The organism is Sulfurovum sp., assembly GCF_015493435.1.
Classification (GTDB): Bacteria; Campylobacterota; Campylobacteria; order Campylobacterales; family Sulfurovaceae; genus Sulfurovum.
In genome coordinates this window covers 11,795-24,480 of record NZ_WGDD01000022.1, presented here as the reverse complement: position 1 = coordinate 24,480, position 12,686 = coordinate 11,795, and the positions used below count along the sequence as shown (strand labels likewise).

General features: G+C 44.5%; 14 protein-coding genes. 6 read left to right on the top strand and 8 right to left on the bottom strand.

From position 1 onward, the window contains the following. Positions 1 to 8 precede the first annotated feature (8 nt). A complete protein-coding gene (gene accA, locus F8L24_RS03465) occupies positions 9 to 944 on the top strand; it encodes an acetyl-CoA carboxylase carboxyl transferase subunit alpha (RefSeq protein WP_294951796.1) in 936 nt (311 codons plus the stop codon). 10 nt (positions 945 to 954) lie between these two features. After that, positions 955 to 1,572, top strand: coding sequence for a DedA family protein (locus F8L24_RS03460; RefSeq protein WP_294951793.1), 618 nt, complete (start codon positions 955 to 957; stop codon positions 1,570 to 1,572). 21 nt (positions 1,573 to 1,593) lie between these two features. Here F8L24_RS03460 and dbpA read toward each other — a convergent pair whose 3' ends face one another. The 5 genes from dbpA to rpmB all read right to left on the bottom strand — a co-directional run bounded on the left by dbpA (position 1,594) and on the right by rpmB (position 5,956). Beyond that, on the bottom strand, positions 1,594 to 2,952 hold the full coding sequence (gene dbpA, locus F8L24_RS03455) for an ATP-dependent RNA helicase DbpA (protein WP_294951790.1): 1,359 nt from the start codon (positions 2,950 to 2,952) through the stop codon (positions 1,594 to 1,596). 102 nt (positions 2,953 to 3,054) lie between these two features. Continuing rightward, a complete protein-coding gene (locus tag F8L24_RS03450; RefSeq protein WP_294951788.1) occupies positions 3,055 to 3,279 on the bottom strand; it encodes a DUF465 domain-containing protein in 225 nt (74 codons plus the stop codon). 71 nt (positions 3,280 to 3,350) lie between these two features. After that, a complete protein-coding gene (gene argJ / locus F8L24_RS03445; protein WP_294951787.1) occupies positions 3,351 to 4,568 on the bottom strand; it encodes a bifunctional glutamate N-acetyltransferase/amino-acid acetyltransferase ArgJ in 1,218 nt (405 codons plus the stop codon). A gap of 12 nt (positions 4,569 to 4,580) precedes the next feature. Continuing rightward, a complete protein-coding gene (locus F8L24_RS03440; protein WP_294951785.1) occupies positions 4,581 to 5,711 on the bottom strand; it encodes an NAD-binding protein in 1,131 nt (376 codons plus the stop codon). Positions 5,712 to 5,746: 35 nt separating this feature from the next. Beyond that, on the bottom strand, positions 5,747 to 5,956 hold the full coding sequence (gene rpmB / locus F8L24_RS03435; protein ID WP_294951783.1) for a 50S ribosomal protein L28: 210 nt from the start codon (positions 5,954 to 5,956) through the stop codon (positions 5,747 to 5,749). Between the two features lie 168 nt (positions 5,957 to 6,124). Here rpmB and F8L24_RS03430 point away from each other — a divergent pair, with 168 nt between their 5' ends. The 4 genes from F8L24_RS03430 (at position 6,125) to F8L24_RS03415 (ending at position 9,148) form a co-directional block, all read left to right on the top strand. Next, complete coding sequence (locus tag F8L24_RS03430; protein ID WP_294951781.1) at positions 6,125 to 6,892, top strand: mechanosensitive ion channel family protein; 768 nt, start codon at positions 6,125 to 6,127, stop codon at positions 6,890 to 6,892. A gap of 69 nt (positions 6,893 to 6,961) precedes the next feature. Next, positions 6,962 to 7,603, top strand: coding sequence for a ribulose-phosphate 3-epimerase (gene rpe, locus F8L24_RS03425; RefSeq protein ID WP_294951779.1), 642 nt, complete (start codon positions 6,962 to 6,964; stop codon positions 7,601 to 7,603). Positions 7,604 to 7,767: 164 nt separating this feature from the next. Further along, positions 7,768 to 8,358, top strand: coding sequence for a phosphoribosylanthranilate isomerase (locus F8L24_RS03420; protein ID WP_294951778.1), 591 nt, complete (start codon positions 7,768 to 7,770; stop codon positions 8,356 to 8,358). Next, positions 8,342 to 9,148, top strand: a complete 807-nt coding sequence (locus F8L24_RS03415; protein ID WP_294951775.1) for a 3'-5' exonuclease — start codon at positions 8,342 to 8,344, stop codon at positions 9,146 to 9,148. The genes F8L24_RS03420 and F8L24_RS03415 overlap by 17 nt, the downstream gene beginning before the upstream one ends. Before the next feature lie 42 nt (positions 9,149 to 9,190). On the opposite strand, the gene F8L24_RS03410 is transcribed toward F8L24_RS03415, so the two are convergent. The 3 genes from F8L24_RS03410 to F8L24_RS03400 all read right to left on the bottom strand — a co-directional run bounded on the left by F8L24_RS03410 (position 9,191) and on the right by F8L24_RS03400 (position 12,538). Further along, positions 9,191 to 9,847 (bottom strand): EI24 domain-containing protein, encoded by a 657-nt coding sequence (locus F8L24_RS03410; protein ID WP_294951771.1) that lies wholly within the window; start codon positions 9,845 to 9,847, stop codon positions 9,191 to 9,193. 63 nt (positions 9,848 to 9,910) lie between these two features. Continuing rightward, on the bottom strand, positions 9,911 to 10,435 hold the full coding sequence (locus F8L24_RS03405) for a gamma carbonic anhydrase family protein (protein ID WP_294951769.1): 525 nt from the start codon (positions 10,433 to 10,435) through the stop codon (positions 9,911 to 9,913). 15 nt (positions 10,436 to 10,450) lie between these two features. Beyond that, positions 10,451 to 12,538 carry an RNA degradosome polyphosphate kinase gene (locus tag F8L24_RS03400; RefSeq protein ID WP_294951766.1) on the bottom strand — a complete coding sequence of 696 codons (2,088 nt, stop codon included), beginning with the start codon at positions 12,536 to 12,538 and terminating at the stop codon, positions 10,451 to 10,453. Positions 12,539 to 12,686: the final 148 nt, after the last annotated feature.

Genomic DNA, 12,686 nt, shown 5'->3' with positions numbered 1-12,686 from the left:
GACATCCTATGGCAACTTATCTGGATTTTGAGAGTAAAATAGAGAAGATACAGGAAGAGATCGTATCTGCACATGCCATTGCCAATCTGGAAGCAGTGGAAAAATACCAGAAAGAGCTTAAAAAAGAGGTTGAGAAAACCTTTGGTTCTTTAAGTGACTATCAGAAGCTTCAACTTGCCCGTCATCCGGACAGACCTTATTCTCTTGACTATATCAAACTGCTGATGGATGATGCCTATGAAATACACGGGGACCGGGCTTTTCGCGATGATCCGGCTATTCTCTGCTATATCGGCTGGATCGACGGACAGAAGACGATGCTGATCGGCGAACAGAAAGGGCGCGGGGTCAAAAACAAGATCAAAAGAAATTTTGGTATGCCCAACCCTGAAGGATACAGAAAAGCGCTTCGTGCCGTCAGACTGGCCGAGAAGTTCGATATACCTGTACTGATGCTCATTGACACTCCGGGTGCCTATCCCGGGTTGGGTGCCGAAGAACGCGGGCAGAGTGAAGCAATTGCAAGAAACCTTTTTGAATTTTCCGCAACCAAAGTACCGATGATATCCATTGTGATCGGTGAAGGCGGTTCGGGGGGAGCATTGGCAATAGGTGTAGCAGACAAGCTTGCCATGATGCGCTATTCGGTTTTTTCCGTTATTTCTCCGGAAGGATGTTCGGCTATTTTATGGAATGACCCTTCGAAAGTCGAAACGGCAACCAAGGCATTGAAGATCACACCAAGCGATCTTCTGGAACACCATTTGGTCGATGACGTCCTTGATGAGCCTCTTATCGGTGCGCACCGGGACAAAGTAACGGCAGCAGAAGTGATCAAAAAATATTTCCTTGAGCAGGTAGAGATGCTTAAAGCACTTCCCCTTGACGAGATGCTTGACCAGCGCTATAAACGACTGACTTCAGTCGGTGCCTTTTCTGAATAGCATCATTTGAATGTTACAGGAGATCGCTGCATTCCTTGTCGATAAAATAGGAGATATGGGCTATTGGGGGATCTTTCTTCTTATGTTCCTTGAAAGTACTTTCTTCCCCTTCCCCAGTGAGATCATTATGATACCGGCAGGATACCTTGCCTACAAAGGTGACATGAATGTCTACCTTGTTGTCATTATAGGAATTGCCGGATCTGTGGGGGGTGCACTCTTCAACTATTATCTTGCTATGCATTTCGGAAGAAAATTCCTGCTCAAATACGGGAAATATGTTTTCGTTAAAGAAGAAACCCTTGAAACCCTTGAAATATTTTTCCGAAAACATGGCGAGGTTTCAACCTTCAACGGCAGATTGATCCCCGGTATCCGCCAGCTTATCTCCCTCCCGGCCGGTTTGGCAAAAATGAACATCGTAAAATTTTCCTTTTATTCTGCGCTGGGTGCGGGTATATGGGTAGTAGTACTGGTCTTTCTGGGATACATTCTTGGTTCCAATGAAGCATTGATCTCCAAGTATCTTCATACTGCTACACTGATCGCTTTGGTCAGTGTGGTATTGATCACGATTTTTTATATGATCAGAAACAAAAGAAAAAAAGAGATACTCGGAGAGGATTAAGTATCGGTTTCTGTATAGTGCCTACAGTCGCCACGCTACATATTTCTTTTTCTTTATTTTGGTATTTTTCAATGCTTTCAAGACGGTATTGATGCTGCTGTGATGCAGGGCAATATACGATTTGGTATCCGTAATAGTGATCTTTCCTATGTGGGAATTGTCAATACCGATCTCTTTGCAAAAAGTACCGAGTATATCCCCTGCACGCAGCTTGGTCTTTTTCCCGCCGTTGAGACAAAGTGTATCCAAGTCAGATATCATTTTGAATGCAGCATCAACACGCAAGTTCTTTTGTTCTGCTTTTTGTGCCCTGGAAGTGATCCAGCTGCATTTTTCACTGTCATGGGGACTGTAAAGGGAAATTGCCATGCCTGTGGCATCGGCACGTCCTGTACGGCCTATCCTGTGGGTATAAACTTCTTTGTCAAACGGAAGATCATAATTGATGACCAGAGAAATATTTTTAATGTCCAAACCCCGGGAAGCTACATCGGTTGCGACCATGATCTTTTTGGACGTGTTGGAAAAGAGGATCACTGCTTCGTTGCGTTCTCTCTGGTCGAGATCTCCGTGGATGTCAATGACAGAGTGGCCGCGCCTGTGCAGTTTGTCGGTAAGTGAGATCACTTCTGCCTTTGTGTTGCAGAATATCAATAGAGATTCGGGCCGGTAGGACTGAATGAGCGCGTTAAGTGTTCTGAACTTGTCTTCTGTCTCATAGACACGTTCATCGATCTTGTCTGCCTGCTGCTGTGTGTCTGCTTTAATGGTCAAAGGCGCTTTCAGCAGCTTTTTTGCCAGCGTTTCTATTTTGGGCGGGAAAGTAGCAGAAAAAAGGAGTGTCTGTTTTTCTTTGGGCATGTTTGAACTTATTTTGACGATCTCGTCATAGAATCCCATATCAAGCATTCGGTCTGCTTCATCAAGTACCAGTCTCCTGATAGTTTCAAGTGTCAATGTCCCTTTGGCAAGATGGTCCTGTATGCGTCCGGGGGTTCCGATAAGAATATGGGCTCCCTGGGCTAAAGAGTCTGCCTGTGCTCTAAGGGGTACACCGCCATAGAGGGTCAGGATCTTGAGATTTGCTTTGTAGGAAGCAATTCTTCTGAGTTCTACGGCGATCTGTTCTGCCAGTTCCCGTGTCGGGGTGATAATGATGGTTTGTGGTTTGTTCTTGCCCATATCGGTCTGCATGACTGCAGGGATACCGAAGGCAAGTGTTTTTCCCGAACCGGTTTTGGACTGTGCCAGAATATCCTTTCCTTCCAGTGCAGGGGAAATACTTTTTTGCTGTATTTCTGTCATGGTGGTAAAGTGCAGTGTCTCTAATGTGGAAAGAAGGGCTTTGTCAATGTGGGGAATTGTATGAAATGCTTTCATGGCAGACTATCCTGAAATAATGTTTTATAGTTGAAATTTGTGATAAGAAGATGTATGGAATAAAAAGGCGGATACGCGGGCAGCAAGCCCGCTAAAGACAAATTATGCTTTGGATTTTCTGTAATCCATGATGATTTTGTATGCTTCATCTTTGAGAAGCAGCTTTTCTTTTTTCAATGTTTCCAGTTCCATATCTGTCATGGGTACATCTCCCTGCTCAGCATGTGCTATTTTTTTATCAAGTTCATTATGCTTTTCAAAAATATGTGCAAAGTGTGCATCTTTCTGCTTGAGTTCATGTATTTCATCTCTGTATTCGTGTAACATTGTTACTCCTGATCTGTAGTATTTTGTCCGTATTTTATCTTCTTTGTGGTTAGAGCTTTGTTAAACCGGAACTAGGTTCGGTATTCTGCATTGATCTTCACATACTCATAGCTCAAGTCACAGCCGTAGGAAGTGAATGAAGCATCTCCGAGGCCAATGTCACAGGTGACTTTGAACTGCTCCTGCTTCATGATCCTGTAAGCTTCTTCTTCCCGCTCTTTGTCCAGCTCCCTGAAAGTATCGGAGTAGATAAGCAGATCATCGTAGTGAATGGTCAGCTTTGTCTCGTCACAGGATATCCCGCTTGCACCGATGGTCGAAGCGATGCGCCCCCAGTTGGGGTCTTCTCCGAAAAGTGCTGTTTTGACCAGCAGGGAATTGCTCAATGCACGAGAAGCTTTCTGTGCTTCTGCCTCTGTAAGGGCACCTTTGACTTCAAAGGCGACCAGTTTGTTGGCACCTTCTCCATCCTTGAGTATCATCATGGCCAGTTCAAACATGAGTGTGTTCAAAACATCGGCAAAAGCCTTTTTGTCGTAAGTGCCGCTTTGTCTGTTGGCAAGCAGCATAACCGTATCATTGGTGGAGGTATCGCCATCAACAGAGATACGGTTGAACGATTGCCCGGTTCCTTCCGTCAGCAAACTATCCATCTCCGGCTTTGGGATATCTGCATCAGTGATAATAAAGCAGAGCATAGTGGCCATGGCGGGGTTGATCATCCCTGCCCCCTTGCAGATGGCGGCAATATTGAAGTGGGTACCGTTGGAAAGTTCTACACGGTATGCCAGCTCTTTTTTAAAACTGTCAGTCGTCATGATGGCTCTTGCCGTCTTGCTGGAATGTTTGGCATTGAAGTCCAGTGTATCAAATGCAGAACAAATCTTGTCCACGGGAAGACGGTAGCCGATCACTCCGGTAGAACTCATGACAGGGTTTGTCACTTTCCGTTTCTGCTGCAGAGTTGACATAATCATGTCAATATCTTCTATGCCTTTCTCTCCCGTCATAGCATTGGCATTTTTGGCATTGACCAGTACAAAATCTGTTTGAAATTCTTTTCCGTAACGCTTAAAATGTTTGATGGGTGCTGCCTGAAAGGTATTGCTTGTGAACACAGCTGAAATGTCACAGGGAACTTCAGAGCGGATAAAGGCTACATCGCCGTCAACATCTGTAGGCCCTGAATTGGCCGGATTGGTACGCATGCCGACATTTACGGCATCACAAAAGAAACCTTTGACATTTGCAAGTCCGCCCTCAAGCGGTAAAACAGTATAGTTGGACATAACACTTTCCTTTTAAATATATTTTAACTCGTCAGGCTTCTCTTTTTTACGGATGATCTTCTTGGCATGTCTGATGCCGTCTTCCGTACCGATGAGAAGCAGCCGCGATTCGGGCATAATAATAGTATCGCCTTTCGGCATGGGAATGAATTTTCCGTCTTTTTGCCGAATACCGATGATCGTTACATTCGCAATATCTCTGAAACGGGCTGCCCTGATCTTTTTCAACACCAGCCAGGAAGTTTTGGAGACTTTTGCTTCTTCCAGGTCCAGAGGAGTGTCCTTTTTGTACAGAAATTCCTGCAGCAGGTTCTCCATATCGGGACGTGCCGCCATGGCATTGATACGCTCAGCCATCAGCTTGGTTGCCGTAACGACTTTGTCAGCACCGAGCTTGAGCAGTTTCTGATCATCTTCGTTGCTTTTGGCATTTGCAATGATGAGGAATTTTCTTTTTCGTCCTATCTCATTTTCATAAAGGCGCGCTGAGGCAATGGTTGCAATATTGTCTGCTACGTTGTCTGCAAGCGTGATGACACCTTTGGCTGAAGAGAGGTGTGATTTCAATATGCCGGCTTCAGTATGCGGTTCTGCGGTTACAAAGTAGGGATAGTGGTACTTTTTGGCGATCTCTTCCATATCGTCTCTGGGGTCTACGACTACAAACGGAATGTGATTGGCGCGAAGCTGCTTGGTAACCTGTATGGTAAATTCATTGTGGTAACAGACAACAAAGTGCTGTTTCAGTCTGGCGATCTCATAAAGCATTTTACGCTCCTTGACAGTTTTTTGAAAGTCTCCCTTCTTCACTACTTCAGCGATAATACCTACCGCGACGGAAAAAACAATGAACCCGAAAATAATCAGTGTAATGGTAAAAATACGTCCCATATCCGAGATAGGTCTTATTTCTCCAAAACCGACAGTGGTAAAAGTAATCCCTGTCTGGTAAATAGCATCCATGAGCGGAAAATGGTCAATGACCATATAGCCTATGGTACCCAGAAGCATAATAAGAACGGTGAGGATCAGAGGAAATCTAAAAGGGGCTAAGTGAGAATAAAATTCATCATTCAGGGTAATATGCGGTTTTGGAGTGCTTCTCCAGCCGAGAAACTTTTTAAGCTTTTCTATAGAAGTCATGATAAGAGAGTATACCCTCCCTTATCTTAAAAGGTTTAGTTCGCTGCTGCAGCTTGCGCAGCTTTCTTTTTCATGGTTCTGAGCGTTGAAGCGGCGATCTTGACTCTTTTGGTTGTACCGTCTTCCATAGTGATCTTTACTGATCTCAGGTTTGGAAGTTGTCTTCTTTTTGTTTTGTTGTTAGCGTGAGAAACATTGTTTCCTACCAATGGGCCTTTTCCGGAGACTGAACATCTTCTTGACATAATTATTCCTTAAGTTGATTACGTTTTAAAATTACAAACGTGAAAATTTTGTGCGATTATAGACAAAAACAGCATAAATTTTGCTTAATGGAACCCGGAAGAGAAAAACTTTTTGTTATAATAAAAGAACGTAAATACGGAAGGTGGAACTGTGCAGAAGAAAAGCCTATGGATACTGTCATCGGTATAACATGGATCCTTTACAATCTGATCTCTATCATGTTCTCGAGGCTTCAGATCCATGCCAGAAAGACATCGACGGATGTTGATGAGATCATCATTTCCCTCCTTGGAAGTATCTTGCGTATACTTCTGATTACCGCAGCACTGTTCATCATTGCAGAAATATTTCACATACCGTACAAAACAGTGCTTGCCGGACTGGGTATCGGTGGTCTGGCCTTCGCTATTGCTGCCAAAGATACTATTGCAAACTTCTTCGGATCGGCTATTATTATTGCGGACAGACCGTTTAAAACGGGAGACCGCATTAAAATAGGGGATGATATAGGTGTAATCATCAATGTGGGAATACGTTCAACCAAGATACGAACCACTTTTGATACCGTACTGACGATCCCGAACAATATGGTCACCCAGAAAATGATCGACAATTACAGTGCGCGTGATGCAATGAGGGTCGATACACAATTTCTTTTTGATCTTGATACTCCCAAAACCCTTCTCGACGAGATCGATCAGAAAGTGTCAGACTTTCTGCATACCCATCCCGATATAGATAATGAAAAAGTGATTCTGACAGGGGTGAACGACTATACACTCAGGGGGATACTGTTTGAACTGCGGTTTTTTGTCAAGGCACAGAAAGAAGCATTGTACAGTGATATGCGGCATAAAATTGTAACTGATATTGCGGATATGATACGCAAAAGCGGAATCAAACTGATCACCATTACACATGAAACGTTTTTGTAGGCGCACGTGAATATTACCTGCATTATGCTATAATGCGCCAATTTATTCCGGATGAACAAAAGGAGATCCATGTTAGTGGCACCCAGTATACTTTCTGCAGACTTTGGGCATCTCGCACATGATGTCAAAGCGATCTGTGAAGGCGGATGTGACCTTGTTCACGTCGATGTGATGGACGGGCATTTTGTTCCCAACCTGACAATCGGCCCCGTTGTTGTGGAAGCAGTGGCAAAATCGGCTTCCAAACCGCTCGATGTACATTTAATGGTTGAAGACAATAACTTTTTCGTGGATCTTTTTGCTCCTCTGAAACCGGAGTCTATCTCTTTTCACCTTGAATCAGAGAGACATCCCCACAGAATGATCCAGAAGATTCGTTCACTGGGGATCAGGCCTTCCATTGCACTCAATCCCAATACGCTTCCGGAAGAATTGGAGTTTTTGATAGAAGATTTGGATATGGTATTGTTGATGAGTGTCAACCCCGGTTTTGGCGGACAGAAGTTTATTCCTTCTGTGATTGAAAAGGCGCAAAGACTGAAAAGATTGATAGAACAGCGAAACCCGGATTGTCTTATTGAAGTAGACGGCGGTGTGAACAACATCAATGTCAGGGAGCTTGCTGCAGCTGGTGTGGATGTTGTGGTTGCGGGGTCCTATGTGTACAAACATCCTGAAGGGGTTGCGGAAGCGATTGCTTCTTTGAAATAATGCAGGGTGCACCACTATGCACGGTATGGAATTACTTATTATTAGAGGTTCCCTTTAGAAAGAACACTATAGGTATCCTATATTGCCGAAAGGCTGAAATATAATCAATGAGGTGTGCCCAGGGGTATTCCCCGCGGGCAGTACACACCCTACGAGGTTGAACAATGCGAGTAAAAATTTGCGGTATCACCAATTTGAGAGATGCCCTGCATGCAGTTGAATGCGGAGCGGATGCACTCGGGTTTGTATTTTACAACCAGTCGCCGCGCTATATTACCCCCAAAGAGGCTAAACGTATCATCGATCAGCTTCCTCCTTTTGTAGAGAGAGTGGGACTGTTTGTCAATGAAGGGGTTGAAACTATCGATACGGTGTGCCGATATTCGAATATTTCGCTTGCACAGATCCATTTTGATGTCGATGAAAAATCTCTTGATGCCATTGCGCCCAAAACACTTCCCGTGGTACGCGCAAGATCAGCAGAAGATGTGCAAACATTTGCTGACCGCTATCGTCTTGTCGATGTATTCTGTGAAGGGTACGGCGGCAGCGGAAAGCGTCTGAACCTTGAATGGTTTGAGGGTGTGGACTGTTCACGGATCATCCTTGCGGGAGGGTTGACTCCTGAAAATATAGCTGAGGTGAAAACCTTCGGTTTCTACGGGGTCGATGTCAGTTCCGGTGTCGAATCGGTCAAGGGAAAAAAAGATCCCCATAAAGTGGAGCGGTTCCTGCGCAATGCAAAAAGTCTTTGATGAACTTACCTCGGCCTTTCGTAAACACGACGGCATACTTGATGAAACGCAGTATAAAGCAATAGCGGAAAAGCATACTACATTGCTGGAAGACAGTGATACGATCTTTTTTCTGCTTCAGGCTTCCGGGTATCCGATCAGTATGGATGAAGCAGGAAAATACAGGCTTGATACTTTTTTTACCCCGTATACAACTCAGCGCTACTGTGTCATAGATATTGAGACGAATGGCAGTAAACCAGGTACCTCCCAGGTCATAGAGATCGGGGCGGTCATGGTTGAAGAGGGAAATATTGTTGACAGGTTTGAAACATTTGTCGAATGTGCTTTTCTTCCGGAATATATTACGAAGATCACCGGCATCGAGCCGACCGACCTGATTGATGCTCCGACAAGAAGAGCAGCATTGACAGAGCTGCGCCAATTTATGGGCGATGCAGTATTTGTCGCACACAATGCCAGCTTTGACTACAGTTTTCTGACAGCTTCTTTCGAGCGTTTCGGTCTCGGAGGTATCGGCAATCCCAAACTCTGTACTATCGAGCTTGCCAAAAGAACGTTTGAAAGCGAACGTTACGGCCTGGCTTATCTGATAGATTTTCTCGAAATCAAAACAGCTACACACCACCGTGCCTACAGCGATGCACTTTGTGCTTCCAAGGTACTGGAGAGAAGTTTTGAAAACGTACCGGATTATGTCAAAACGACAGATGATCTGCTGCGGTTCTCTACATCAAGTAAAAAAACAAGACGGATAAAGAAGGAATGCAGCGAAAAGAACAGGCAATAGGTCCTGATAACCAAACGGAAAAACGATACTTAAAAAAAGTATCTATTTCTCTTCTTCGCCCAGTACATGATGCAAAAAAAGTATCTGCCCAAAAACAGCTGCAAAGATATTGATGACGGGAATGTAGTTGAATGCCGCAGCGATCATAGCAAGGATTGTCGTTTTTTTCTTTTTCTGTTTCATGACTGTTTTGTCAGCAATAAACAATGAACCGACATCGTAAAGTGTAGGTTCCTTGATGAGTATCGACCAAAGCCAGAGCATCCAGACCGCACCGACAAGAGGAATGAACATAACTGGAAAAGTAAAAAGAAAAATGAGAAGAAAGATTGCCCCTGCCTTAAGGCTGAGCAGAAGGGACTTGGTGATGCTGGGGCTGCCTACCACGGGTTTGCCGGGGTAGTGCTTTGCAGCCAGTTTTATCAGCAGCGGTTCGACCATGAGTGAAGTAACAATGGCGATAGTGATGATGAAGAGCATGTAGGCGACCGCAATAGTTGCTACCGAGGCACCGGTTGTCTGGAGCCACTCCCAGGGTATCCAGCTCAGGTAATTTTTAATGAAACTGCTGAGTATTCCGCCGAAGAGCCATGCGACAACAGCGGTGATTACAGCAGAGAGGAGGGTAACCTTTACCGTAAATAACAGGACGTCCCCTGAAAAAATATCTTTAAAGCTTTTGGTGATAATTTGTGTCATCCTAACCTTTCTTATTGAAATTTTTGTGCATACATGATATGGGTGTTGTCGGGGGACAACACCCTACATATATTCATTTTTAAATGCTACGTATCGTTTGGCCGAGGCATAAAGTTCTGCCACCTCTTCGTCTGTAAGTGCTCTGACTGCTTTGGCAGGGCTTCCCATGATAAGCGAACGCGGAGGGAATTTTTTGTTTTTGGTGACAAGACTTCCGGCACCTACAATAGATTCTTTCCCGATGACGGCTCCGTCGAGAATGGTTGCGCTCATACCGATGAGGCAGGCATCTTCAATAGTACAGCCGTGCAGCATCACCCTGTGGCCGACCGTGACATCATTGCCGATGACAGTGGGATGCCCGTCTGACATGTCTTCTTTTTTATAGTGTGTGACATGGATCATGCTGAGGTCCTGAATATTGGTTCTGTCACCAATGGTGATAAAGTGTACATCTCCTCTGATAACACAGCCGAACCATACCGCAGAATCTTCTCCCATAGTGGTTCTTCCTATGACCGATGCCCCTTCGGCGATCCATGCATTTTTACCGATTTTCGGTGTCCATTCTTTAAATTTCAATAACATATCGTTTCCTTTGTCTCAGCTTTCTTTGAGTATTTTGCTGGCAAGCCGGCTGACATAGTCCGGCGTCTCTTTTTTTGTTTTGTCGTAAATTTTGTTGACATACTGTTCAAGTACCTCATGGTTATTGACCGCTTTTCCCAGAAGCGGCACCTTGATATAGTTTCCGTCTTCCCGGAGTTCCCATCTAAGCTGATTGTCTGCAAGCTGGAGCATCAGGATCTGCACGATCTTTTGTGCCAGCTTTTCTTCCAAAACAGGTGTCATGAGTTCAATACGGCGGATCAGGTTTCTGGGCATGAGGTCCGCACTGGAAATAAAACAGTTCACTTTGTGGTTCTTAAAATAGTAAATTCTCGGGTGTTCCAGATATTTTCCGATGATCGAAGAAACGGCAATATTGTCGGAAACACCTTTGATACCCGGTTTGAGACAGCAGATACCGCGAATAATAAGATCGATCTTGCATCCCGCCTGTGAAGCTTTGTAAAGTGACTTGATAATATCGGTATCGACCAGTGAATTGGCTTTGAGAATAATATGTCCGTTCCTGCCTTCCCTGCCTTCTTTTTCTATCAGCTTGATCAGTTTGGGTTTGATCTGTACCGGTGCCATAAAAAGTGTGTCCAGTTTGGTATAGGTCGAAAAACCTGTCAGAAAATGGAAAAAGTGTGTGGCATCATTTCCAAATGCCTCTTTGGAAGTGAAGTAGGAAATATCGGTATAGATTTTTGCGGTGGTCGGGTTATAGTTTCCTGTTGCAAGATGAACATAGCTTTGAAGCTTTTTTCCTTTGCGTTTAATGATCTGGGCGATTTTTGCGTGAACTTTCAGTCCAGGGATCCCGTATACAACATGTGCACCGGCATCTTCAAGTGCTTTGGCCCAACGCAGGTTGTTCTCTTCGTCGAAACGGGCTTTGAGTTCTACCAGTACGGTTACCTGTTTCCCGTCCCGGGCTGCATCGATCAGGGCTTTGACAATGGGAGATTTCTGTCCTGCACGGTAAAGTGTCATACGGATGGCAAGTGTCTCTGGATCGGCAGCAGCCATCTTGATAAACTGTATGACAGGTTCAAAGCTGTCAAAAGGATGGTAGAGCAGTATGTCCTGTTTTTCGATGGCTTCGAAAATGTTTTCGCTGTCAAGCGGCGGCAGTGTCTTGGGGGTGAAGGTCGGAAGTACCAGATGGGAAAGTGCTTTGTCTCCGACGATCTGCCATAGAGTTCCCAGATTCAACGGGACACTTTTGTACGAATAGATATCATCCTCATCGAGGTTGAGATGTGAAAGCAGGAAATTCAGCAAACCTTTGTCTGCGCCTTCCATCAGTTCAAGGCGTATAAGAGAACCTTTGTTACGGGAACGCAGACCCTCCTGAAGGATTTCAAGAAAATCGTCTGCCTCTTCTTCTTCTATCTCGATGTCGGCATTTCTTGTCACCCTGAAAGAGGCAGAAGCAAGTTGGGTAAAGCCGGGGAAAAGTTCGGAAGAGAAATGCTGCACAACACTTTCTACAGGCACAAAAGTTTGTTCAAGCTGGATAAATCTCGGAAGAATACGGGGAATTCGGATCAGCCCGTGCTTAATGTTTTTTGAATCATCCTCGAGTGTCATTGCCAGACCGAAACTCAGGTTGTTCAGATGGGGGAAAGGATGTGTCGTATCTACGGCAATGGGAATGATGACAGGAAAGATTTCATTAAAAAAGACTTCTTCTATCTGTATTTTTTCATCTTTGTGCAAAGCATCGAAGTTTTTGACATGCACACCGTGTGTATGCAGCTCGGAAATGATGGATGTGTAACAGTTCTCCAGCACTTCCTGTTCTTTGTGCAGATAATTCCGTATGGCATCGAGCTGTTCTGTCGGCGTCAGTTTATCGGCACCGCTTTCCTGAATGCGTGCTTTGAACAGGGCTTTGAGCCCCGCAACACGGATCATGTAGAATTCATCCAGATTCGTTCCGTAAATGGCTAAAAATTTTAAACGTTCAAGCGGAGGAAGTTTTTCGTCGAGTGCCTGTGCAAGTACGCGGGAGTTAAATTGAAGCCATGAGAGTTCACGGTTGAAGTAGAGTTGTGATGAATTTAAGTCCAATGCCATGTAATTCGCCTGTATAATGTATATTTTTTGCGTATTATAGCGAATTTTTTGCAGGGTGGGAAATCATCATATCCTATAGGGGGTACCTGTAGGGTATTGTCCCGCGACAACACCATGAATATGAATTTTGTGTGTATGGTTTTTATCG